At 73.4% G+C, this 22,179-nt stretch carries 23 protein-coding genes; 8 read left to right on the forward strand and 15 right to left on the reverse strand.

The annotated features are described in order from the left end of the window. Window positions 1-66: 66 nt before the first annotated feature. From ACFHW0_RS27895 to ACFHW0_RS27930, 8 genes are all read right to left on the reverse strand, one after another. Window positions 67-270: a hypothetical protein gene (locus ACFHW0_RS27895; RefSeq protein ID WP_416612342.1), complete on the reverse strand. Its 204-nt coding sequence runs from the start codon at window positions 268-270 to the stop codon at window positions 67-69. A 26-nt stretch (window positions 271-296) separates the two neighbouring features. Next, window positions 297-1,166, reverse strand: a complete 870-nt coding sequence (locus ACFHW0_RS27900) for a type II secretion system F family protein (RefSeq protein WP_416612386.1) — start codon at window positions 1,164-1,166, stop codon at window positions 297-299. Window positions 1,167-1,286: 120 nt separating this feature from the next. Beyond that, window positions 1,287-2,234: a type II secretion system F family protein gene (locus ACFHW0_RS27905; protein ID WP_416612344.1), complete on the reverse strand. Its 948-nt coding sequence runs from the start codon at window positions 2,232-2,234 to the stop codon at window positions 1,287-1,289. After that, the gene (locus tag ACFHW0_RS27910; RefSeq protein ID WP_416612346.1) at window positions 2,195-3,730 is read right to left on the reverse strand and encodes a CpaF family protein; all 1,536 of its coding nucleotides are present in this window, start codon (window positions 3,728-3,730) and stop codon (window positions 2,195-2,197) included. The genes ACFHW0_RS27905 and ACFHW0_RS27910 overlap by 40 nt, the downstream gene beginning before the upstream one ends. Next, complete coding sequence (locus ACFHW0_RS27915; protein ID WP_416612349.1) at window positions 3,720-4,520, reverse strand: ParA family protein; 801 nt, start codon at window positions 4,518-4,520, stop codon at window positions 3,720-3,722. Before ACFHW0_RS27915 ends, ACFHW0_RS27910 begins: the two co-directional genes overlap by 11 nt. Window positions 4,521-4,522: 2 nt before the next feature. Next, window positions 4,523-5,179 carry an SAF domain-containing protein gene (locus tag ACFHW0_RS27920; RefSeq protein WP_416612351.1) on the reverse strand — a complete coding sequence of 219 codons (657 nt, stop codon included), beginning with the start codon at window positions 5,177-5,179 and terminating at the stop codon, window positions 4,523-4,525. After that, the gene (locus ACFHW0_RS27925) at window positions 5,176-6,162 is read right to left on the reverse strand and encodes a hypothetical protein (RefSeq protein ID WP_416612354.1); all 987 of its coding nucleotides are present in this window, start codon (window positions 6,160-6,162) and stop codon (window positions 5,176-5,178) included. The genes ACFHW0_RS27920 and ACFHW0_RS27925 overlap by 4 nt, the downstream gene beginning before the upstream one ends. After that, complete coding sequence (locus ACFHW0_RS27930; RefSeq protein WP_416612356.1) at window positions 6,156-6,722, reverse strand: hypothetical protein; 567 nt, start codon at window positions 6,720-6,722, stop codon at window positions 6,156-6,158. The genes ACFHW0_RS27925 and ACFHW0_RS27930 overlap by 7 nt, the downstream gene beginning before the upstream one ends. Before the next feature lie 602 nt (window positions 6,723-7,324). On the opposite strand from ACFHW0_RS27930, the gene ACFHW0_RS27935 reads away from it, so the two are divergent. After that, window positions 7,325-8,083, forward strand: a complete 759-nt coding sequence (locus ACFHW0_RS27935) for a prepilin peptidase (protein ID WP_416612388.1) — start codon at window positions 7,325-7,327, stop codon at window positions 8,081-8,083. A 64-nt stretch (window positions 8,084-8,147) separates the two neighbouring features. On the opposite strand, the gene ACFHW0_RS27940 is transcribed toward ACFHW0_RS27935, so the two are convergent. Next, entirely contained in the window at window positions 8,148-8,786 is a 639-nt protein-coding gene (locus tag ACFHW0_RS27940; protein ID WP_416612359.1) for a phosphatase PAP2 family protein, read from the reverse strand. 263 nt (window positions 8,787-9,049) lie between these two features. On the opposite strand from ACFHW0_RS27940, the gene ACFHW0_RS27945 reads away from it, so the two are divergent. After that, a complete protein-coding gene (locus ACFHW0_RS27945) occupies window positions 9,050-11,365 on the forward strand; it encodes a glycoside hydrolase family 65 protein (protein WP_416612390.1) in 2,316 nt (771 codons plus the stop codon). A gap of 32 nt (window positions 11,366-11,397) precedes the next feature. Next, on the forward strand, window positions 11,398-11,889 hold the full coding sequence (locus tag ACFHW0_RS27950; protein ID WP_416612361.1) for a GNAT family N-acetyltransferase: 492 nt from the start codon (window positions 11,398-11,400) through the stop codon (window positions 11,887-11,889). Here ACFHW0_RS27950 and ACFHW0_RS27955 read toward each other — a convergent pair. Next, complete coding sequence (locus tag ACFHW0_RS27955) at window positions 11,833-12,339, reverse strand: hypothetical protein (RefSeq protein WP_416612363.1); 507 nt, start codon at window positions 12,337-12,339, stop codon at window positions 11,833-11,835. The two genes, ACFHW0_RS27950 and ACFHW0_RS27955, sit on opposite strands and share 57 nt — an antisense overlap. A 122-nt stretch (window positions 12,340-12,461) precedes the next feature. Continuing rightward, window positions 12,462-13,079, reverse strand: coding sequence for a TetR/AcrR family transcriptional regulator (locus ACFHW0_RS27960; protein ID WP_416612364.1), 618 nt, complete (start codon window positions 13,077-13,079; stop codon window positions 12,462-12,464). A 119-nt stretch (window positions 13,080-13,198) separates the two neighbouring features. Between ACFHW0_RS27960 and ACFHW0_RS27965 the strand changes: the two genes are divergently transcribed. The 4 genes from ACFHW0_RS27965 to ACFHW0_RS27980 all read left to right on the forward strand — a co-directional run bounded on the left by ACFHW0_RS27965 (window position 13,199) and on the right by ACFHW0_RS27980 (window position 17,002). Then, window positions 13,199-14,065: an SDR family oxidoreductase gene (locus ACFHW0_RS27965; protein ID WP_416612365.1), complete on the forward strand. Its 867-nt coding sequence runs from the start codon at window positions 13,199-13,201 to the stop codon at window positions 14,063-14,065. A gap of 137 nt (window positions 14,066-14,202) precedes the next feature. Continuing rightward, window positions 14,203-15,702: a SulP family inorganic anion transporter gene (locus tag ACFHW0_RS27970; protein ID WP_416612366.1), complete on the forward strand. Its 1,500-nt coding sequence runs from the start codon at window positions 14,203-14,205 to the stop codon at window positions 15,700-15,702. An 83-nt stretch (window positions 15,703-15,785) separates the two neighbouring features. Beyond that, the gene (locus ACFHW0_RS27975) at window positions 15,786-16,172 is read left to right on the forward strand and encodes a MerR family transcriptional regulator (RefSeq protein WP_416612368.1); all 387 of its coding nucleotides are present in this window, start codon (window positions 15,786-15,788) and stop codon (window positions 16,170-16,172) included. A 155-nt stretch (window positions 16,173-16,327) separates the two neighbouring features. Next, window positions 16,328-17,002: a hypothetical protein gene (locus ACFHW0_RS27980; protein WP_416612370.1), complete on the forward strand. Its 675-nt coding sequence runs from the start codon at window positions 16,328-16,330 to the stop codon at window positions 17,000-17,002. A gap of 197 nt (window positions 17,003-17,199) precedes the next feature. Here the strand turns inward: ACFHW0_RS27980 and ACFHW0_RS27985 are convergent, their stop codons facing one another. Together ACFHW0_RS27985 and ACFHW0_RS27990 are read right to left on the reverse strand one after the other, a co-directional pair. Beyond that, on the reverse strand, window positions 17,200-17,478 hold the full coding sequence (locus ACFHW0_RS27985; protein WP_416612372.1) for a hypothetical protein: 279 nt from the start codon (window positions 17,476-17,478) through the stop codon (window positions 17,200-17,202). Window positions 17,479-17,507: 29 nt separating this feature from the next. Beyond that, entirely contained in the window at window positions 17,508-18,410 is a 903-nt protein-coding gene (locus ACFHW0_RS27990; RefSeq protein WP_416612374.1) for a class I SAM-dependent methyltransferase, read from the reverse strand. Window positions 18,411-18,541: 131 nt separating this feature from the next. Between ACFHW0_RS27990 and ACFHW0_RS27995 the strand changes: the two genes are divergently transcribed. Next, window positions 18,542-19,006, forward strand: a complete 465-nt coding sequence (locus tag ACFHW0_RS27995) for a DIP1984 family protein (RefSeq protein ID WP_416612376.1) — start codon at window positions 18,542-18,544, stop codon at window positions 19,004-19,006. Window positions 19,007-19,282: 276 nt separating this feature from the next. Here the strand turns inward: ACFHW0_RS27995 and argS are convergent, their stop codons facing one another. Further along, complete coding sequence (gene argS / locus ACFHW0_RS28000) at window positions 19,283-21,001, reverse strand: arginine--tRNA ligase (protein WP_416612378.1); 1,719 nt, start codon at window positions 20,999-21,001, stop codon at window positions 19,283-19,285. A gap of 301 nt (window positions 21,002-21,302) precedes the next feature. After that, complete coding sequence (locus ACFHW0_RS28005) at window positions 21,303-21,707, reverse strand: hypothetical protein (RefSeq protein ID WP_416612380.1); 405 nt, start codon at window positions 21,705-21,707, stop codon at window positions 21,303-21,305. Window positions 21,708-22,179: the final 472 nt, after the last annotated feature.

The raw sequence follows: 22,179 nt of genomic DNA on the forward strand, positions 1-22,179 counted from the left end.
GGACGCCGGGCGGCGGTGGCCGCCCGGCGTTCCGGGACGGAGTCTGCTCGGCGCACGGGCCCGGCGTTACTTCGGGTCCTGGTGGGTCGGGATGTTTTTCATCCAGTCGTTGGCGGACGCGAGCGCGGCGGCGGTGACCGCCATCGCGACGGCGACCAGACCGAAGATGATCACTGCGGTCGGTACGGGGCTGTCGCCCCGCTCGCCGTCCTCGCGCAGCTCGGCCAGGCGTATCGACAGCGCGACGTGCAGGCGGGTGATGACGGACATGACGTGCTCCTTCTCTCGGGGACGGATCACATGCGGGCGATGAACGGATAGACGGCGAAGCCGAGCAGGACGAAGACGAGCAGCGCCCCGGGGATGTCGAGCCGGCTGGTCACCCCCTCGGCCCTTGCCAGGTTGTCGGTACGGATCTGGTCGCGCAGCGAGTCGGCGCGGCTGCGCAGCGTCTCGTGCACCTGCGCGCCCTCGCTGCCGGAGGAGCGCATGATCGCCCCGACGTCGCCCAGTTCCGCGATGCCGATGCGCTCGGCGAGGTCGCGAAGCTCGTCCCACGGCGAGTGCATCTGCATCTGCGCGATCCGCAGCGACTCGGAGATGCGGTCGAAGACCCAGCCGTCGCAGACCGCCGCGGCCCGCTCCAGCGACTGCACCGGCCCGTGCGCGGCGGAGAGCTGGAGGGCGACCAGGTCGAGGTAGGTGCAGACCGCCTGGCGGAACTCGTCGCGTGCCTTGTCCGCCCGGTTCAGCACCGACCGGTGCGCGATCAGGGCGCAGAGCAGCGCCAGCCCGAGGCTGCCGAGCACGGGTACGACCACCGGAAGCCGGATGCCGACGGCGAACAGGGTGACGCCGAGCAGCGTCGGCGCGGCGAGCCCGATCAGCGCGGAGAGCAGCATCGACAGGGCGTACTGCTCGGGTGTCCGGTCGATCAGGGCGAGCTGCCGGTGCGGTGGCCGCAGCCAGCGGGACAGTCCGGTGAGCCACTCCAGCCGCCGGTCGGCGGGCGTGGCGAGCTGCCCGGCGCCGGCCGGCTGGTGCAGCCGGCGCAGCGCGGGCCCGAGCGCGGGGGTGGCCGGCACCAGCTCGCGGACCACCAGGAAGGCGCCCAGCCCGACCGTCGCCCCGCCGCAGACGGCGACGGCGAGCTGCCAGTTGAGGATCACGGCGTTCACGGGGCTCGCCTTTCGTTCGCGGCTGCGGGGCTCGCAGGCTCACTCCTCGCGCTCACGGGGCTTGCCTTTCGTTCGCGGCTGCGGGGCTCGCAGGCTCACTCCTCGCGCTCACGCGAGCACCTCCTCCGGGTCCGGGGCGGGCAGGAAGCGCGCCGGCCGGCGGGGCTGGCTCATCGACCGCACCCAGGCCAGCAGGCCGACGAAGGCCGCGCCGAGCGCGGCCATCACGAGCTGCCCGAAGGGCGTGCCGTACGGGCTGATGTACTCGGTGTTGAGCAGCCCGTACGCGACGGTGGCCAGGGTCATCCCGGTGAGGAAGCGGACCGCGAAGCGGGGCTGGGTGCGCTTCGCCTCGATCTCCCGGCGGGTGGCCACCTCGGCCGCCGCCGCTCCGGCGATCGAGCCGAGCACGTCGCCGAGGCGTTCGCCCCGGTCGGTCACGTGCAGGATCAGCGCGGCCACCACCTGGTCGCAGACCGGGTCGCCGATCTCGTCGGCGAAGGCGAGCAGCGCGGAGCGGGCCAGCCAGCCGGCCTGGAGGCGGGCGGCGAGCAGCCGTACCTCCTCCTGGATCTCCTCGGGCGCGGTGGCGACCGTGCCGATGATCGTCTGCTGGAGGCCCTGGCCGGTGGCGGAGACGTCCTTGAGCCGGCGGGTCCACTCGCCGACCGCCTCGATGCGGGCGATGGCCCGCTGCTCGGCCTTGCCGACGGAGAACAGCCACGGGGTGCCCGGGACGGCCACCGCGACCAGCAGGCCGACGACCGGCAGGCCGGTGACGAGGAAGGCCAGCGCGCCCGCGACCAGGGCGGCGACCAGCAGCGCCTGGTGGGCCCGCTGCTCGCGCGGGGTGGGGCCCGAGCCCTTCCACAGCCGGTCGAGCCCACGACCCGCGCCGGGCCCACCGCTGGGAGGCCGGCGGGTGCCGACCAGCGCGACGACCGCGAGCAGCAGCCCGGCCACGCAGGCGGCACCGGAGGCCACCGCGACGAGTTCGACGTTGTCCGGCACCGGGGTCACCGCCGTCCGAGCCGGGTGTGCCGGGGCCGCCGCCACGCGCCCGTGCCGGCCTCGATCCACCGGCTCAGCAGCCGGGCGTCGTAGCCGACCCGGAGGAGCTGGGCGCGCACCCGCTCGGGCAGGTGCCGGGGCACGGCCCGCCCGTCCGGCCCGGGCCCGAACACCTGGGTGGTCGTGATCCGGTTGCTGTCGCCGACGCCGATGACCTCCTCGACGTGCGAGACGAAGCGGTGCTTGCGCCCGCCGATCGCGGTCTCGTCCTCGACGGTGACGTAGACGATCAGGTCGAGCGCGTTGCCGGCCATCCGGCGGGCCTGGTCGACGGTCATCTCCCGGCCGTGCGCGAGCGCCAGTTCGATGATCCGCTCGCTCACCCCGGCGGGCGTCCGCGCGTGGATGGTGCACATCGAGCCGCGGCTGGTCGTCATGGCCTGGAGCATCGGGACGATCTCCCGGGACCGGACCTCCCCGACGATGATCCGCAGCACGCCCATCCGCAGCGAGACCGGGATCAGGTCGGCGATGCTCACCTCGCCCGCCGGGCGGCCGTCCGCCCCGCGTTCGCCGTGGCCCTCCCGGGCCTCGAAGCTCATCACCGCCCGGTGCTTGAGCCGGCGGCGGGCCGGCAGCAGCTCGCGGCTCTCCTCCAGCAGCACGTACGGCTCGTCGGCCGGGATCTCGTCCATCAGCGCCCGGATGACGGTGGTCTTCCCGGCGCCCGCGAGCCCGGCCACCATGATGTTCAGCCCGGCGCGCATGGACGCGCGGAGGAAGTCGCGCACCAGCGGGTCGATCATCTCGTCCAGGTCGCCCCGGCCCCCGGCGAGGTCGTCGAGGCTCACGTCCAGCGTGTTGTGCTTGCGGATCACCGCGTACGGGCGGTGGCTGACCAGGAACACCGCGGCGAGCCGGCTGCCGTCGGGCAGTTGCAGGTCGAGGGTGGGCTTGGACGTCGACAGCGAGCGTTCGGTGGCCCCGGCCCGGCGGGCCGCCGCCTGGAGGATCTCCACCAGCTCGTCGTCGCTGTCGGCGATCGGCTCCACCCAGTCGACCCCGCCGCCGTGGCGGGTGACGCGCACCTGGTCGCAGCCGAGGATGTGCACCTCCTCGATGGTGTCGTCGATCAGCAGCGTCTGGAGGCGGCCGAGCCCGGCCAGCTCGGCGGTCACCTGGTCGAGCAGGAGCCGCTCCTCGCCGGCCGCCATCGGGGTGCCGGCCCGTCGCACCGCGTCGGCGTACTCGGCGACCACCGTCACCGCGAGCCGGGCGCGCTCGGTGTCCTCCTCGTCGACGGTGAACTCCCGGCCGCGCTGCCACAGGGCGAGCCGCTCGCTGAGCTCCCGGCGCAGCTCGCGGACCACCTGGAAGTCGACCCGGGGCCGGGGCGGCGGCTGCTCGGGCCTCGGCGCGGTGATCGGCACCGGCAGCGGGACGGGGTGGTGCCGGCCGTTGGGCGGGGTCAGCGGCGGTGCCGTGGAGGTGGCGCCGGGCGGCTGCCGGCGCGGGTCGCCGGAGACCGGTTCAAACCGCATCCGGCACCCCCTGCGACACGGGCCAGGCCAGCCGGGCGCGCCGGCGTTCCAGCAGCGCCCCGACCGGCACCTCCAGGGCCCCGGCCGCGCGCATCAGGGGCCGCCCGGCCCGCACGTTGCCGCCCAGGCAGAGCACCTCGGCCGTACGCGGATCGTGCGGCATCCGGGCGATGACCGGCAGCCGCAGCGCCTTGCTGACCTCGCCGTTGCCGTGGCCGTCGCCGACCAGCAGCAGCCGCAGGGTGCCCGGCGGCACCCGGTGCTCGGCGAAGTCCCGCTCGATCGTCCTGGCCATGGCCCGGGTGCCGGAGAGGTCGGGGAGCCGGGCGCCGCTGACCAGCAGCACCACCGAGGCGGCGCGCAGGATCGGCCACGGTGGACCGACGACGTGCAGCCGCCCGCAGTCCACCACCACGTCGTACGGCGGGTCGCCGCCCTCCAGGCTGCCGAAGAAGTCGGCGAACCGCTGCCAGAGCGGGGTGACGCTGCCGGCCTGGGCGGGATCGACGACGCCGGGCAGCAGCAGCCGCTCCCGCTTCGGCGCGTCCAGGTCGACCAGTTGCGACCAGAACGCCGACTCCAGGTTGCCGTCGCGCAGCTCGCCGACCGCCAGCTCGCCGATGCCCCGGGGGCCGTCGAGCGCGCCGCCGAGGTAGCCGGCGAGGATCGACCCGCCGGCCGGGTCGCACTCGGCGAGCACCAGCCGCCGGTGCCAGGTCAGGGCGCAGGCCAGGGCGGAGGTGGTGACGCCCGGGGAGCCCTTCGCCGACACCAGCGCGATGATCGCCACGGTCAGGCCGCCTCGGTCAGTACGAGGGCGATCCGCTCCTGGCTGGACAACGCGACGACGGCCGGCACGTCCCGGACGGCGAGCGCCAGGTAGACCACCACCTCGTCGTCGTCGGAGGTGACGGCGTCGATGACCGTCGCCTGGAACCGGGTGGCGGCGCCCGCCGGGCGGTCGTCGTCGCCGTCCGGCGTGCTGACCAGCAGGAGCTTGTCGCCGGGGTGGAGCTTGCGGGCGGGCACCTCGGCGGGGCCCAGGCCCAGCGCGACCTGCTGCTGGCCGGGCCCGAGCAGTGGGTCGTCGGTGAGCTGGGCCATCGTCAGCAGCGTGCCGGGGGTCAGCGACACGGCGGCCCGCTTGCCGACCACCTCGTCGAGCCGGCCGGCGGGCACCGGGGCCAGCCCCTGGCCGCCGGCCACCTGCACCGGGACCAGGTCGTCGGCGCTGACCTGCCGGCCGACCTCGACCGGCCGCGCCACCGCCAGGTAGCTGCCGGTGGCGCGTACCGAGGTGACCGCGAACGCCGCCCCCAGGCCGCCGAGGGCGATCAGCAGCACGGCCAGGCCGAGCAGTCCGGGCCGCATCCGGCGCTGCCGGACCACCCGGGGCGGGGCGACCGGCGCGTCCACCGGCCCGGTCCCGTTCCTGGTCGCCACACTCATTGAGCCACCACCTGTAGTTCGTTGATCCGGACCGGGACCGTTCCCGTGGTCCGGTTGACCGGGATGACGCCGCTCTGGCCGCCGCCCTCCCACGTCACCGTCCAGTAGGTCGTGGCCCGTACCCGGTAGTCGCCGGCCTTCGGGTAGCCCTTGGCGTAGCCGCAGTCGGGGGAGGGGCGGCCGGCGAGCGGGCCGTCGGCCCGGTACGGGGTGCCGGCGCCGGAGCAGGTGACGGTGCGGCCGTTGCCCATGTTCCAGACGATCCGGTCGAACTTCGCCGTGATGCCTACGGTCAGGCCCCGCTCGCTCTCCGACGCCTCCTGGGCCGGCCCGAAGTACTTGGGATCGTCGCTGAGACCCCACATCCAGACCGGCAGCCCGACCAGGCCGGGACCGTTGTGGCGGCGGGGGGCGACCGCGATCCGGGGCGCCGCGATGGTGATCTTCGCCAGCGCCCTGCGGGCGAGTTCCTCCGGGTCGGGCGGCGCGCCGAAGCCGGGCGGCGGGGCGTCGCGCAGGACCGTGGTCTGGGAGCCGAGGTGGCCGCCGTTGCAGGTGCGCACGTACCACTGCTGGCCCTCAGGGGCCTCGGGCTGAGGCTCGGCGAGCTTGTAGTAGCAGCCGTCGCCGTTGTTGAACCAGCCGAGCACGCTGTCGTAGCACTTGACTGTGCGGCCGTTCCACTGGCACTTGGCGCTGCCGCCCCCGCCGCCCGGGCCGCCGCCCCCGCCGTCGTCCCCGCCGCCGCCGGGATCGCCCGGGTCGCCGGGATCGTCGTCCCAGACGCTGCAGTCGCTCTGCCCCGGCGGGCACTCCGCGCCGGGGTCCGCGCGCTTCGCGGCGGTCGCGGGCACGGCCGCCCCGAGCGCCAGCAGCAGGGCCAGGCCGACGCCCGCGAGCGACCGGCGGGCCGTCCCGCCCCGGCCGCCACCGTGGGCGGTAGGGACGAGTTCCGGCCCGTCCCGTCCCGCCCGCGTCAGCACGGCAGGTCCTCGTGGGCGGCGCCGGCGCTGATCAGCCAGCGACCGTCCGGGAAGCGGGTGGCGGTGGCGGTGGCCAGGTGCCGCGTTCCGCCGGTGCCGGGCACGACCCGCTTGTCCCTGGCGTAGACCAGCCGGTAGCCGGTGGCGTCCAGGCAGTCCTGGATCTCCACCGTCGGCGGGCTCGAATCCAGGCTCACCGAGGTCACGGTGGGGTCGGAGACCAACGTGCCGGTACGCATCGCGCCGTGCTCCTTCGCCTTGCGGATGGTCAGCCGGACCCGGGTCAGCAGCGGGTCGGCGAGGAACCGGGACAGCTCCGGATGGTGGGGGTCGCCGCGCCCGCTCGCCTTGCGGGAGGCGGCGAGATATCCGGCGTACGCGGCCAACGCCGCCTTCTTCGCCGCCTGCTCGTCGGCGGCCCGGTGGGTGGGGGCGGGAGGGTCCCCGGCGGTCGCCGCCCCGGGGGCCGTCCCGGGCCCGGCGCCGCAGGCCAGGGCCGCGCCGAGCGCCGCGATGGCGAGCAGGCAGGTTGCCCATCGGCTGAACCGCCGTCCGCGCACGTCGTGCCTCCTCGGTGGCCGCCCGGATGCCGGACTGGCGGCCACCGGGCATGCGACGGCGCGACCGGATGGGACCATCCGGACCTGTCGGAAAGCGCCGATGCATTTGCCGTTACTGATCTCTACGAAAGCGATGTCCCGCGTCGTCCCGTCTTTTAGCTGTGGGTTGCACCACACTCAAGGGGCGAGCATAGGCTGACGATCGCCGATGCGACAGAGGCAATTCATTCGAACACGGTGAGTGATGGCAGGTGGTGGCGGCGGGTGGTAGCGGCTGGTGCGGGCGAGTCGGGCGGCGGGGATCGGCGGGACTGCGGCGTGGGAAGCGCGCGCGGTGGGGGAGGCGTCGTGGCGGTGGCGGGCGGTTGTCCCGGACGTGGTGTCTGGTCCGATCCGTCCCCCGCGCCGACGCATCGACATTTCGCCTGGGTGGGATTCCCGCTTATGTGGAAGCGCCATTTCCGCGCGCTGTGCCGCGCTTCGTGGGGCAGGGGCGCGGGCCCTTCCGCCCGTTACCGGCGGTCAGTCGACGCACTACCCACCGTGGTCGTCACCGGCGCCGGCCTCCGGGGGCGATCGTGACGCTGACCGGGCCGCCAGCGGTGGCGGAGCCGACCGCACCGAAGGCCGCCGCGCGCGGGGCGCGGCTGCTGGCCGTCCTCGCGCTCGCCCCGGCGCTCCGGCTCGCCGTGATCCGGCACGCCGTACCGCCGGGGGTGGCGACCCGGACCGGGTGCGACGCGTGCGGCGCCCCGGTCGGGTTGGCCCGGCCCCGGCCGGCGCTGGGCCCGACGGCGCGGTGCGGGCGGTGCGGGGCACGCGTGGGTCCGCCGCCCGGCACGGTGGAACTCGCCCTCGCGGCGGCCGTCGGGGCGCTGGTGCTGCTCAGGCCGCCCGGCGTCGTGCTGGCCGCCACGGCCTGGTGGCTGGGCTGGGCGATCCCGCTGGTCTTCGTCGACGCGGCCGTGCGCCGGCTGCCGGACCGGCTCACCCTGCCCGCCGCGGCCGGCACCTGGCTGCTGCTGGGGCTGGCCGCCCTGGCCGGGGCCGGCCCTGCGCCCTGGCTGCGTGCCACCGCCGCCGGCGTCGCGCTGGCGCTCCTCTTCGCCACCACCACACTGCTGCTCGGCCGGCGCGGCTTCGGCCTCGGCGACGCCAAGCTGGCGCTCGGCGTCGGCGCGCTGCTGGGCTGGTACGGCTGGGCGGCGCTGGTCGCCGGGCTGGTGTTCGCCCTGCTGCTGTCCGGGCTGGTCGGCGTCGCGCTGCTGGCCGCCCGCCGGGTCGGCTGGCGCAGCCACCTTCCCTTCGGCCCGTTCCTCGTCCTCGGCACCCTCGCCGCCCTGGCCGTCCTCCTCGCCTGACCCGGGCGGTCTCCCGTTCAGGCAGTCCCCGGCCGGGGCCCGGTTCCGCCGTCCCCGTGGGCGGTCAGCGGCGGGACGTCGGGGTGGCCGGGTCGCGGACGGGGCGCTCGGCCTGCCGGGCGCGGCGGTGCAGCAGCCCGGCGGCGGGGCGGGCGAACAGCGGGGTGAGCAGCGCGGCGAACAGGGCGCCGAGCAGGACGCCGGCGACCACGTCGTGCGGGTAGTGCACGCCAACGAAGGTGCGGGAGAACGCGGCCAGCGCCGCCAGCGGCAGCGCCACCAGGCCGACCCGGCGGGACAGCAGCAGCGTCGCCACCGCCAGGCCGCCCGCGATCGTGGAGTGGTTGCTGGGGAACGACCAGTCGCCCGTCGGCGGGCACTCGCCGGCGATGATGGCGAGCTCGGTGGCGAGCGCCCGGCAGGGGCGTTCCTGGTCCACCACCGTCTTCAACAACTCGCTGCACCCGTACGCGAGCACCACCGGCGCCGGCGACACCAGGGCGTACGCGCGGTCGCGCGGCCCGCCCCCGAGCCGGGACACGGCCGCGATCAGCCACAGCGCGCCGAGCAGCAGGATCGCGCCCTCGGTGAAGTGCTCGGCGAACCACTGCACCGGTTTCGGGGTGTCGGCGGCGAACCCGACGATGTCCTGGTACCACTCGACACTGATCTTCGGAACATCCGGCGTGTCCACATCAACCATGACTCACCTCACCGATCGTTCATACCTCGTTTAGCTCCCAGACAACCCTGGAATACCTGGAAGTCGGGCGCAGTGTGCATTGGTCGGGGGACGACCCCGACTTTCGTCTCAGCGACCTCTCAGCCCCATCTGCTTCGATTGACCCGGTACGTCGGACTTCCACTGGAGGCGCTGTGCACGACACCCCCATCGCCGATCGGCCGCCGACCGGGCAGGTCACGGGGGACGACGAGGCCTGGCGGATCCGGCGTACGGAGGCGGACATGGACCGTCTCGCCGAGACAGAGTCGATCTTCGCGTTGGGCAACGGCTGGGTCGGCTGGCGCGGCACCCTGGACGAGGGCACGCCCTACGGCATGCCCGGCACCTACCTCAACGGCTTCCACGAGCGGCGCGAGCTCGACTACCCCGAGGACGGGTACGCCTTCCCGCAGTTCAGCGACACGGTGATCAGCGCGCCGAACGCGGCCCTGATCCGCCTCTGGGTCGGCGGCGAGCCGCTGGACGTGCGCACCGGCACCCTGCGTACCCACGAGCGGGTGCTCGACCTGCGGGCCGGCGTGGTCGAGCGGCACACCGAGTGGATCTCGCCGGCCGGGCACGGCGTACGCGTCCGCAGCGTCCGGCTGGTCTCCCTGCCCCGCCGGCCGGTGGCCGCCGTCCGGTGGTCCGTCGAGCCGTTGGACGGCACGGTCGAGGTGCGGGTCTGCGCCGACCTGCTCGCCAACGAGCGGGTGCCCGAGCGCGCCGACGACCCTCGCGCCGCCTCCGTCATCACCGACCCGCTGACCGCCGAGTACCGCCACTCCGACGGGCACGACGGCGTCCTCGTCCACCGCACCGGGCACAGCGGACAGCGGGTCGCCGTGGCCGTCGCGCACGAGGTGCGGGCCCCGGACGGCTTCGCACCCGGCGTGGACTGCACCCCGGACCGGCTACGCCTCACGCTGACCGGGACGCTGCGCGCCGGCGAGCGGCTCCAGCTGACCAAGTTCGCCGCGTACGAGTGCACCCCGGTGGACGCCATGCCCCCGGAGGAACTGGCCCGCCTGGTCGTCGCGGAGGCCGACGCGGCCCGCGCGGAGGGCTTCGACGCCCTGCTGGCCGGCCAGCGCGCGGCGCTGGACGTCGCCTGGCAGACCGCCGACGTGCAGCTCGACGGCGACGCCGAACTCCAGCAGGCCACCCGGTTCTCGGTGTTCCACCTGCTCCAGGCGGGCCGGGCGGACGGCGACCGGACCATTCCCGCCAAGGGCCTGACCGGCAACGGCTACGACGGGCACGTGCTCTGGGACACGGAGGGCTACGTGCTGCCCGTGCTGACCTACCTCGACCCGCCGCTGGCCCGCTCGGCGCTGCGCTGGCGGCACGCCCACCTGCCGGAGGCCCGCGAGCGCGCGGCGGAGCTGCGGCTGACCGGGGCGACCTTCCCCTGGCGGACCATCGGCGGGCGGGAGTGCTCCGGCTACTGGCCGGCCGGCACGGCCGGGCTGCACCTCAACGCCGACATCGCCGACGCGGTGCTGCGCTACGTCGCCGCCACGGGCGACGAGGAGTTCCTCGCCGGGCCGGGGCTGGAACTGCTGGTCGAGACGGCCCGGCTCTGGCACGGCTTCGGCCACTGGTCCGACACCGGCACCTTCCACCTGCACGGCGTGACCGGCCCCGACGAGTACAGCGCCCTGGCCGACGACAACGTCTTCACCAACCTGATGGCCCGGCGCAACCTGCGCGGGGCCGCCGACGCCGCCGAGCGGCACCCCGGGGCGGCGGGCCGGCTCGGGGTCGACCCGGCCGAGGTGTCGGCCTGGCGCGCCGCGGCGGACGCGGTCTTCGTCCCGTACGACCGCAAGCGCGGGGTGCACCAGCAGGCGGCCGGCTTCACCGAGCAGCCGGAGTGGGACTTCGCGGACACCTCCGACGACGACTACCCGCTGCTGCTGCACTTCCCCTACCTGGAGCTGTACCGCAGGCAGGTGGTCAAGCAGGCCGACCTGGTGCTCGCCATGCAGCGCTGCCCAGGGGAGTTCACGGCCGACGAGAAGGCCCGCAACTTCGCCTACTACGAGGCGCGGACCGTCCGGGACTCGTCGCTGTCGGCCTCCCCGCAGGCCGTGCTCGCCGCCGAGGTCGGGCACCTCGACCTGGCGTACGACCTGTTCGCCGAGTCGGTGCTCCAGGACCTGGCGGACCTCGGCGACAAGACCGGCGACGGGCTGCACCTGGCGTCGCTGGCCGGGGCGTGGCTGGCCCTGGTGCAGGGCTTCGGCGGGCTGCGCGACGACCGGGGGGTGCTCTCCTTCGATCCCCGGCTGCCGACGGCGATCGACCGGCTCGCCTTCAGCCTGCGCTGGCACGGTCACCGGCTGCGGGTCACCCTGACCTCCGACGAGGCCCGCTACGAGCTGCCGGACGCCGACCCGGAGACCGGCGTCGAGGTGTGGCACCACGGCGAGCCGCTCCGCGTCACCGGCGCCGCGCCGGTGACGCGGCCGATGCCCGAGGTGCCCGACCCCGGCCCGGAGCCGCACTCCCCGCCCGGCCGCCGCCCCACCCGCCGCTCCACCGGCGACCGCTGAGGCGTACGGGCGCAGCTCGGTAGGGTGGCGCGGTGTCCGATCTCCAGCGGCTCGCCGCCCACCACGCCGCCGCGCTGCTGCGCTTCGAGCGGGAGAACCGGGAGTGGTTCGCGCGGTCGGTGCCGGACCGGGGCGACGCGTACTTCGCCGACTTCGCCGCGCGGCACGCGGGGCTGCTCGCCGAGCAGGAGACCGGCCGTTGCCACTTCCACGTCCTGATCGAGGCGGACGGGACGGTGCTGGGCCGGTTCAACCTGGTCGACGTCGCCGACGGCGAGGCCGAGCTGGGCTACCGGGTGGCCGAGCGGGCCGCCGGGCGCGGGGTGGCGACCGACGGCGTCCGCCGCGTCGCCGCGTCGGCCCGCCGGGAGTACGGGCTGCGCCGGCTGACCGCCCGGACCACGCTGGACAACGCGGGCTCGCTCGCGGTGCTCCGGCGCACCGGGTTCACGCCGGTGGGCGAGGTGTCACTCGACGGGCGCCCCGGGCTGCGGTTCGCCCGAGAGCTGACGGCCGACGACTGACGCGCCGGACATCCGCTGCCGGACGGTCTCCAGCGCCTCGAAGGCGTACGCCCAGTTGTGGCACTTGAAGCTGCGCAGCCCCTCGATCGCGGTGCGGCAGTCGGTGCAGCGCACCCCGGCGATCGCGTCCGGGACCTCGGTGTTGACGTACCTGCGCTCGCCGAGGATGACCGTCGCGATCATCATCCGGTCGTGTACGCCGGAGAGGGCGGACGAGACGATGTCGTACCAGTTCACCCGTCGGCCGCACTTGGGGCAGTCCGGCTCGTCGCCGCTGACCCAGAGCGGGGCGCCGATGCTGCGCAGCGGCATGCCGAGCAGTTTCTCGATCCGCCGTACGTCCGACTCCGGGGTCGTCCACCGGTGCCTGCCGGGCAGCGAGGCGGGCGAGTCGTAGACGGCACGGAACAGGACCGGGTCGACCTCCACGGTCTCGCGCTGACTGGTCATCGGCGTGCCTCCTCCACGGTCGGCGCCCGCACCGTCGAGGCAGGTGGGGCGGGTACGACCGGATCAACGACGACCGGGGGTCAGGTGTTGTCCACCCGGTGACGCGGGATGGGCCGCCGGGCCTACGCTCCGTGCCGCCGCAGGCCGCGCACCGCCGTGTCCACCACCTGGTCGGCGTACTCGTGGGTCAGCGCGCCGGTGCGCTGGAGCCACCGGTTGAGAACCGGCCCGAAGAGCAGGTCGACGGCCACGTCGAGATCGACGTCCTCGGCGAGCTGCCCCGCGCGCCGGGCGGCCCGCAGGCGCTCCTTCTTCAGCTCCCGCATGGGCCCGTCCAGCCGCTGCGCGTAGTCGGCGGCCAGGGCGGGGTCGTGGACGATCTCGGTGTGCAGGGCGCGCATGGGCAGGTCGTAGCGCGGATCGTTCAGCTCGTCGACGATGGCCCGCAGGACCAGCTTCAGGTCGGCGGCCAGGTCGCCGGTGTCGGGCAGGGCCCCACCCCCACCGTCCTGCCCGCCGTCGGTCGTGAGCGCGAGGAAGGCGTCGAACAGCAGGGCGCCCTTCGAGGGCCACCAGCGGTAGATCGTCTGCTTGCCGACGCCGGCGGCGGCGGCGATGCCCTCGATGCTGAGCCTCGTGTAGCCCACCTCGCCGACGAGGTCGAAGGCGGCGGCGAGGATGGCGCGGCGTGCCGTCTCGCTGCGACGGCTGGAGTCGGGGGCGACCTTCTGCGTGGGCACGGGCCCAATCTAGCAAGAGGATGAGACGAGACGGTCCGTCTTGACAGCGGGGCTCGATCGGGTAGGGTCACTCGCGTCAGCAAGACGAGACGGTCCGTCTCGTTAGTGAAGGAGTCCCCATGGAAGCCTCAGCCACCGCCACACCCCGGGTCTGGTTCATCACCGGTGCCAGCCGTGGCCTCGGCCGCGCGTTCGCCGAGGCCGCGCTCGCCGCCGGCGACCGGGTCGTCGGCGCGGCCCGGGACGTCTCGCCGCTCTACGACCTCGCCGCCCGGCATCCCGACCGCCTACTGGCGTTGCGCCTCGACGTCACGGACCGCGCGGCGGTCTTCGACGTCGTCGCCCGCGCGGTACGGCACTTCGGCCGGCTCGACGTCGTCGTGAACAACGCCGGGGCGCTCTTCATGGGCATGGTCGAGGAGTTCACCGAGGCCGAGGCCCGCGCCCAACTGGACCTCAACTTCTTCGGCGCGCTCTGGGTCAGCCAGGCCGTCCTTCCGCAGTTGCGCGCCCAGGGCGCCGGGCACGTCGTGCAGATCTCCAGCATCGGCGCCCTCTGCGGCTTTCCCAGCACAGGGCTCTACAGCGCGAGCAAGTTCGCGCTGGAGGGCATGAGTGAGGCGCTGGCCGCCGAGGCCGCAGGGTTCGGCGTCAAGGTCACCATCGTCCAGCCGGGCGGCTACTGGACGGACCTCTACACCAGCAGCACGGCGGCCGCCCCGCAGCCCGCCTACGACCCGCTGCGGGAGGAGCTGGCGCGGCAGTGGGCGGAGGGGTCGGTCGACAGCGAACCCCGGCTGGCCGCCGAGGCGCTGATGAAGCTCGTCGCCAGCGACGACCCGCCGCTGCGGCTGCTGCTGGGCAGCATGGTCTACGACCTCGCCCTCGACATCTCGAAGCGACGCATGGATGTCTGGGCCGGCTGGGAAGAGGTGAGCCGCGCCGCCGAGAAGGCGGTCCCGGCCCCGGGGGCCGGGCCGACCTGACCGGCCGGGCGCCCTCGGCGGGGCGCGCCCGCGGCGGCCGTGACGATCGCCACGCGGACGGGAACTCTTCCGTCACGGAAGAGTAGGGTCCGCTGGGCCGCCGCGCCGCGCGAGCCCCCCCGAGTGGAAATGGCCGTATGTCGTCTGTGCTGTCCGCGGCCCCCCGGCCGCGCCTGCCCCGCCCGTCCTGGCTCTCGCCGAGGGTGTTGCGCACCGAGGTCCTCGCCGGCCTGGTCGTCGCCTTGGCGCTGATCCCGGAGGCGATCTCCTTCTCGATCCTGGCCGGGGTCGATCCCCGGGTGGGCCTCTTCGCCTCGTTCACGATGGCGGTCACCATCGCGATCTGCGGCGGGCGACCGGCGATGATCTCCGCCGCCACCGGCGCGGTCGCCCTGGTCGTGGCGCCCCTCGCCAAGGAGCACGGCCTGGATCACCTCGTCGCCGCGGTGATCCTCGGCGGCGCGATCCAGATCCTGCTGGCGGTGCTCGGGGTGGCGAAGCTGATGCGGTTCATCCCGCGCAGCGTGATGGTCGGCTTCGTCAACGCCCTGGCCATCCTGATCTTCGTCGCCCAGGTGCCGCATCTGCTCGGGGTGCCGTGGCTGGTGTACCCGCTCGTGGCGGTCGCGCTGGCGATCATGGTGGGGCTGCCCCGGCTCACCCGGGCCGTCCCGGCGCCGCTGGTCGCCATCGTGGTGCTGACCGTGGTCACCGTGACCACCCACGCGGCGGTGCCGACCGTGGGCGACGAGGGGGCGTTGCCGGACAGCCTGCCCACGCTCGGCCTGCCGCAGATCCCCTGGACCATGGACACCCTGACCCTGATCGCCCCGTACGCCCTGGGCATCGCGCTGGTCGGGCTGATGGAGTCGCTGATGACCGCGAAGCTGGTCGACGACATCACCGACACCCCCTCCAGCAAGACCCGGGAGTCGTGGGGGCAGGGCGTGGCGAACATCGTCACCGGGTTCTTCGGCGGCATGGGCGGCTGCGCGATGATCGGCCAGACGATGATCAACGTGAAGGCGTCCGGCGCCCGTACGCGACTGTCGACCTTCCTGGCCGGCGTCTTCCTGTTGATCCTGGTGGTCGCGCTCGGCGACGTGGTCGCGGTGATCCCGATGGCCGCCCTGGTCGCCGTGATGGTCATCGTCGCGGTGTCGACGTTCGACTGGCACTCGGTCGCCCCGGCCACGCTCCGGCGGATGCCGTACGGCGAGACGGTCGTCATGGTGACCACCGTCGTCACCACCCTGGCCACCCACAACCTCGCCGTCGGCGTCGTCGTCGGCGTGCTCACCGCGATGGTCGTCTTCGCCCGCCGGGTCGCCCACCTGGTGGAGGTGACCAGCGTCCTCGACCCCGAGGGGACGACCCGGATCTACTCGGTGCACGGCGAGCTCTTCTTCGCCTCCAGCAACGACCTGGTCGGTCGGTTCGACTACGCGAACGACCCCGACAGCGTGGTCATCGACATGACGCACGCCCACGTGTGGGACGCCTCCTCCGTCGCCGCCCTCGACGCCGTCACCACCAGGTACGCCGCCCGAGGCAAGACCGTGGAGATCGTCGAGCTGAACCGCCCCAGCGCCCACATCCACGGCACCCTCGCCGGCCGGCTCGGCGTCGGCCACTGATGGCCGGCGACCGTACGCCCGAACGGGAGCCCGCGCCCGGCTCGGGCGTGGCGTCGGTGCCCGCCCCCGGCGGAGGGCGGCTGATGCAGATCGGCGAGGTTGCCGAGCGGGTCGGGTTGAGCATCCGCACCATCCGGCACTACGAGGACGTCGGCCTGATCGTCCCGTCGGCCCGCAGCGACGGCGGCTTCCGCCTCTACACCGCGCCCGACCTCGACCGGCTCGCCGTGGTCAAGCGGATGAAGCCCCTCGGCTTCACCCTCGACGAGATGCGCGACCTGCTCGCCGTCCTCGACGCCCTCGACACGGCCGCGGGCGCCGAGCGGGCCGCCCTGCTCGACCGGCTCGGCATGTTCCACACTGCCGCCACCGCACGCGTCGGCGCACTGCGCGACCAGCTCGCGATGGCCGAGGACTTCGCCGGCACGCTCCGCGACAGGCTCGACCAGCACGGCGGCCCGCCCACCTGACCGGGGCCTCGTCGGGCCCGGCCCAGCTCCCACTTCCTCCCACCGTAAGCCCACCCCGCTCCGGCGGGAGCCGACAGCGCCGCCCTCCGTCCGCTGGCCGCTGACCGTGGCGGAGGCGCACTACGCTCCGGGCCACCCGAGGAGAGAGAAGATCAATGCGTAGGACCCTGCTGCCCGTCGCGGCACTCGCCCTGGTGGCGGCGCTGAGCGGATGCGTCACGATCACCACGCCGCCGGACGCCCCGGACCCGGCGGCCTCCGCACGGCCGACGGCCAGCACCGCCGGCGCGGACGACGAGACAGCGGACCCCGACCCGGCGCCGTCGGCCGTACCCGACACATCGGGAGCGCCCGCCACGCTCCGGGCCCTCACCTGCGAGCAGCTCAAGACCGCCGCGCTCGGCAACGGGACCGAGCGGTACAACGGCTACGCGGAACCGATCCCGCTGGTCGACGGCGTGTGGTCCGGCGAGGACGGCACCGTCGTGCACATGCAACAGCCGTGTGCCGTCGGCGACCTGACCGGCGACGAGGCGGCCGACGCGCTGGTCCCGGTGCTGATGGACGGCGGCGGGACCGGCAAGTTCTGGCAGGTCGTGATGTACGGCAACATCGACGGCCAGCCCGTCTACGTCACCATGGTCGACATCGGCGACCGGACGCCGGTCGAGTCGGTCTCGATCAGGTCGCGTCGGGCGACGGTGGTCTACCTGACCCGCCCCGAGGACGCGTCCTCGGCGGAGGTCGCCGTGCGGCGTACGGCCGTCTACGAACTCAGCGGCAGCCGGCTCGTCGAGATCAGCCGCACGGACACGCCGTACACCCCCTGAGCGGTCAGCCCCGCGCGGTGGGTGTCGTCGCCGCGCCGGTGGGGGCGGGTGCGGTGGGGCGACGCCCGACCGCACCCGCCCTGCCGGTGGGCCTACCCGGTCAGCGAGGGATTGCCGCCGCGGGGCGAGCAACACGGGTCGCCCCGCGGCGCGCCGCTGAATGACGACCGGCAGGACCGACTCGGAGGGCCGCTCACCTACTCCTTGAGGTAGCCGGTGGCGGGGTCTATCTCAGCGAGGAAGTCACGGATGGCCTCCTTCATCTCGGGCACCGTCATCGCGGCGCCGGCAGCTCTGCTGATCCCGAAGCCGTAGTCGTGCGGTCCGTTGAGCCAGTCGAAGTCGTACTCGCCGGGCTTCTCACGCTCACGAACGCGAAAGTCCTGCCCGTCGACCGTCACCACGATCGGGTCGACCGGCGCGTAGCGGGGCCTCGTGTGCTCGGGGGCGAGACCCGGCTCCGGTTCCGTCGACACACCCGCTCCTCGGCTCGGACTGATGGATCTCAGGAACCGGCCAGTTGGAAATGCCAAACGACCATCGCGGGCACCCCGGCGTTGGCTGCGCGCGTCGCCTCGGGCACCAGTTCAGCCAGACACCATGGCCAGAGATCCCAAGCCCCTACCGCCTCGGCCGTCATCGTGGGGTCCGGCGGCCGGGAACGCTCCCTCGTCGGCAGGCGGGGTTCCTCGCAGCGTCGCAGTTGCAGTCCCACCGGCAGGGCGGCGCGTAGGTAGTCGCCGACCAGATGGCGATAGGTGACAAGGCGTCCTGGCCGCCCGCTCGGGTCGCGCAAGGTGGGAATCGAGCCGCGCGCCACCGCTTCGGGATGGACGTCGGAGATCACCAGATGACCACCCGGCCGCAGCACCCTGGCGAACTCGGCCACCACCGCGTCGAGTTCAGGGACATGCGTCAGTGCCAGGGCACAGACGACCAGATCCACTTCGGCGTCGGCCAGTGGGAGTTGGCGCAGATCGCCAAGCAGGAACTCACCCTGCGGCACACGCACGCGTGCCCGCGCGAGCATGTCGGGCGAGCTGTCCACGCCTGTCACCCGATGGCCACGGTCCGCCAAGCACCGGGCGTACCGGCCGGTGCCGCACGCGGCGTCCAGAGCGACACCCGCCGGCAACGTGTCGAGGATCTTCCTGACGAGAGGCCCGTCGATGTCGAACGCCGCGTTGTCGACATCGTCGTACGTCCTCGACCACAGTCGATAGCCCTCGACCGTGTCCACACGGTCGACGTCCACGGCTGCGCCTGACAGCACCTCATCGTCGAGCAACCCGCGGATCTCGGCGATTCGAGACTCCACGAAGTCACGGTCGTGCTCCCCGGTAAAGGCGCGCAGCAGGGCAAGGCCCTCAAGCCCGAGCAGGTACGCCAACGGATGCTCGTGAATCATCGGTGTCGACGCTAGTAATGCTTATCTGGACGCGCCACCGATTTAGCTGGCGCCGACCAATTCCGGCGGCGGACAGTCTCGACGTCGGAATTGGGCAGCGGTGCTGATCTTCGCTGGCCATACTGGTGTCCATGAAGCTTGCCGAGGCACTTGCGCTGCGTGCGGATGCGGCGCGTCGCGCCGAACAACTCCGTGCCCGCATCGCTGCCAGCGCCCGCTACCAGGAGGGTGAGGCGCCCGCCGAGGACGCCTCGGCTCTGCTCGCGGAGGCGGGCGAGGTGCTCGGTGGGCTGGAGTCGCTCATCCGGCGGATCAACCGCACCAACGCCGCCACCCTGGTGGAGGGTGGCACGCTCACCGACGCGCTCGCGCGCCGCGACGTGCTCCGCATGCGGCACAGCCTGGTCACCTCCGCGGCGGACGCCGCGGCCGGCGAGGGCCAGCGCGGGTACCGGCAGCTGCGGTCGGAGCTGAAGATGATCCCGGCGCTGCCGGTGGCGGAGTTGCGCAGGCAGGCTGACGACCTCGCCCGGCAGGTGCGCGAGGTCGACACGCTGATCCAGCGGACGAACTGGGAGGTCGACCTGCTGGACTGACGAATTGCGGAGCAGGTAGCCGACGTGGAGGCGTGCACGAACCCGAGAGCCGGCGGGCAATCCGGCTCACTCCTGGTGCGCCAAGGGCAGGCGCGGGGGTTCGATTCCCCGACACACATCGCACGCCCAGCACGGAACACAGGTGACGGCGCACAGGGCACGGCACACCACCGGGTGCAGATCCACGACGGCGAGGGTGGGACAGGGGACTTCCGCAACCTCGTACGGCAGCTTGCCGCCTAGACATCGACCTGAGCGCGGCAGGCGTAGAACGAATCACATGCGTTCGGGAGTCCGGATGCCGAGCAGGTACAGCCCCTGCTGGAGCACCCGGGCGGTGAGGTCGCAGAGCACCAGCCGGCTCTCCCGGACCGGCTCGTCGGCGCGCAGCACCGGGCAGCGCTCGTAGAACGCGCTGAACGCGGCGGCCAGCCGGTACAGGTATCCGGTCAGGTGGTGGAACTCCAGGCTGTCCGCCACCTCGCCGACAACAGCCCCGAAGCCGACCAGCTCGAAGGCGAGCGCCCGTTCGGCCGGATCGGCCAGCGAGATCGCCGCCTCCGGCCGGGCCGCCACCCCGGCCCGCCGGAAGATCGACCGGATCCGCGAGTACGCGTACTGGAGATAGGGCGCGGTGTTGCCGTCCAGCGACAGCATCCGCTCCCAGTCGAGCACGTAGTCCTTGCGCCGGTCGCTGGACAGGTCCGCGTACTTGATCGCGCCGATGCCGACCGCCCGGCCCACCTCGTCCGCCTCCGCCTCGCTGAGGTTCGGGTTCCGCTCCCGGGCCAGCGCGATGGCTCGGACGATCGCCTCCTCCAGCAGTCCGACCAGTTTCACCGAGCCGCCGGCCCTGCTGCGCAGCATCCGCCCGTCCGGCCCGAGGATCGAGCCGAACCCGATGTGCTCGGCCCGGGCCGGCGGGGCCAGCCAGCCGGCCTGCGTGGCGGCGGCGTAGACCATGTCGAAGTGCCGCCGCTGCGGTAGCCCGACCACGTAGAGCAGCCGGGTGGCGCCCAGCGTGCCCGTCCGGTGGCGGATCGCCGCCAGGTCGGTCGCCGGGTAGCCGTACCCGCCGTCGGACTTGCGGACGATCAGCGGCAGCGGTTCCCCGTCACGACCCACCGAGCCGGGCGGGAACACGCAGGCCGCACCCTCGCTCTCCCGCAGCAGCCCCAGGCGGTCCAGCTCCTCCACCACCGGGCCGAGCAGGTCGTTGTAGCTGCTCTCACCGTGGAAGTCCCGCTCGGTGAGGGTCACGTCGAGCAGGTCGTAGACGGTCATGAAGTACCGCTCGGACTGCTCCACCAGCAACCGCCACAGCCGCAGCGTCGAAGGATCGCCGCTCTGCAGGGCCACCACCCGCCGCCGGGACCGTTCCCGGAACGCCTCATCCGCATCGAACGTGGCCCGGGCCGCCTTGTAGAACGAGTCCAGGTCACCCATGGACAGCTCGCGCGCTGCCTCGGCCCCGCCCAGGTCGACCAGGTGCTCGATCAGCATGCCGAACGGCGTACCCCAGTCACCCAGGTGGTTGGCCCGCAGCAGCCGGTGCCCCAGCCACTCCAGCAGCCGGGCCGCCGCGTCGCCGATCACCGTCGACCGCAGGTGCCCGACATGCATCTCCTTCGCCACGTTCGGCGCCGAGTAGTCGACCACCACCGTCTCCGGCTCGGCCACCAGCGGCACCCCGAGCCGTGGGTCGGTGGCCAGCGCGGAAACCAGTCCGCCGAGGGCCCGATCGGCGATGGTCAGGTTGAGGAAGCCCGGCCCGGAGACCTCCGCCGCGCCGCACAGGTCGGCCAGTTCCGCGTGGTCCAGCACCTCGGCGGCGATCGCGCGCGGCGGCCGGCCGAGCCGCCGGGCCAGCGCCAGCGCCGCATCGGACTGGAAGTCCGCGCGCTGGGAACGCCGCACGACCGGGTCCACCGGCCCGCCGGCCACCGTCGCGAACGCCGGCGCCAGCCGGTCGGTCAGCAGTTTCTCAAGGTCCATGGGTACGCCGATCTCGCTCGGATCCGCCGCGCGGATCACCGGATGGGGATGCGGGCGGACCGAGGACGATCGACGATGACCGGCGGCTCGATCCGCCGGTCGCAGGAGAAGAAGACTCAGCGCAGGCGGTCGCGGGACCGCCGGCGTCGCCGCGCGCCGACCTGGACGTCGGAGGACGTCATCGGGTACGCGGGCGAGCTGGTCATGGCAGCAGCCTAACCGGCCGGCCCGGGGGTCGCGCAACGCCGTTCCCTCAGCGAGCGGGTACACCTGGACGCAGTACGCCCAGGTCACGACTGTGTCAGTCCAACCTCGGGCGCAGCGCTTCGCGCATCTCCCGGTAGTTCGCCGGCTTCACCGCCCAGCGTTCCTCGTCCTTGTCCTCGAACGTCACCTGGTACCTGCCGGTCGTCCGGTCGAACTGCACGAGGATCTTCACGGGCAGCAGATCACCGGGCTTGTAGTGGCTCCCCAGGTACGCATGGACCGCCGATTCGATGCTCGGCCAGCTACAGGACACGGCCGTGACGACGCCGTCGGGCGAGTACGCGTACCCGTGCGCGCTGCGATAGCCCTCGCCGAACTCGAGGATCATCGCCAGCGACTCCCAGCCCTCCACGGGCCCGCGCCTCTCCCTGGCCAACGACGGTCCGTTCATGGCCTCGATCAACGACCGGATGAGATCGACGGTGACGTCCTTCGACATGGTTCTCCTCGGATCCAGGCGGTGAGCAAGACCCTGCCACGAGGTCACGCGTTGCTGACGCTGCGGTCGGCCAGATGCGTCAACGACTCGCCCGCCTCGCGGAGCCCGTCCTGCCAGTGGACCGGCTTCGTATCGCAATCGCAGAGATCGACCACCGGGGGCACCGGGGTTACCGCCGGTCCAGCCCGTTCGGCTCACCCGTGACCAGCCCGAGGAAGCCGACGGCCGGGGCGGGACACGCCCGGTTGGCGTCGTTTCCGTAACCCGACCCAACGATCGCCATCGACTGCTGGCAGCAATGATCGTCTAGTTCTACGCTCGCGGGTGACAATCGCTGCCCGCCCCAGACCAGCGGTTCGGCCGACGGTGCGGCTAGGGCCACCAGCCGGCTGGGGCCACCCGACTGGCAGGGTCGTGTAAACGATCTATCGCGTATTCACTCTTGAAGAGCAGCGGGGATCACCGTGAGTGA

Source organism: Micromonospora sp. LOL_025, from assembly GCF_048060285.1.
Lineage (GTDB): Bacteria > Actinomycetota > Actinomycetes > Mycobacteriales > Micromonosporaceae > Micromonospora.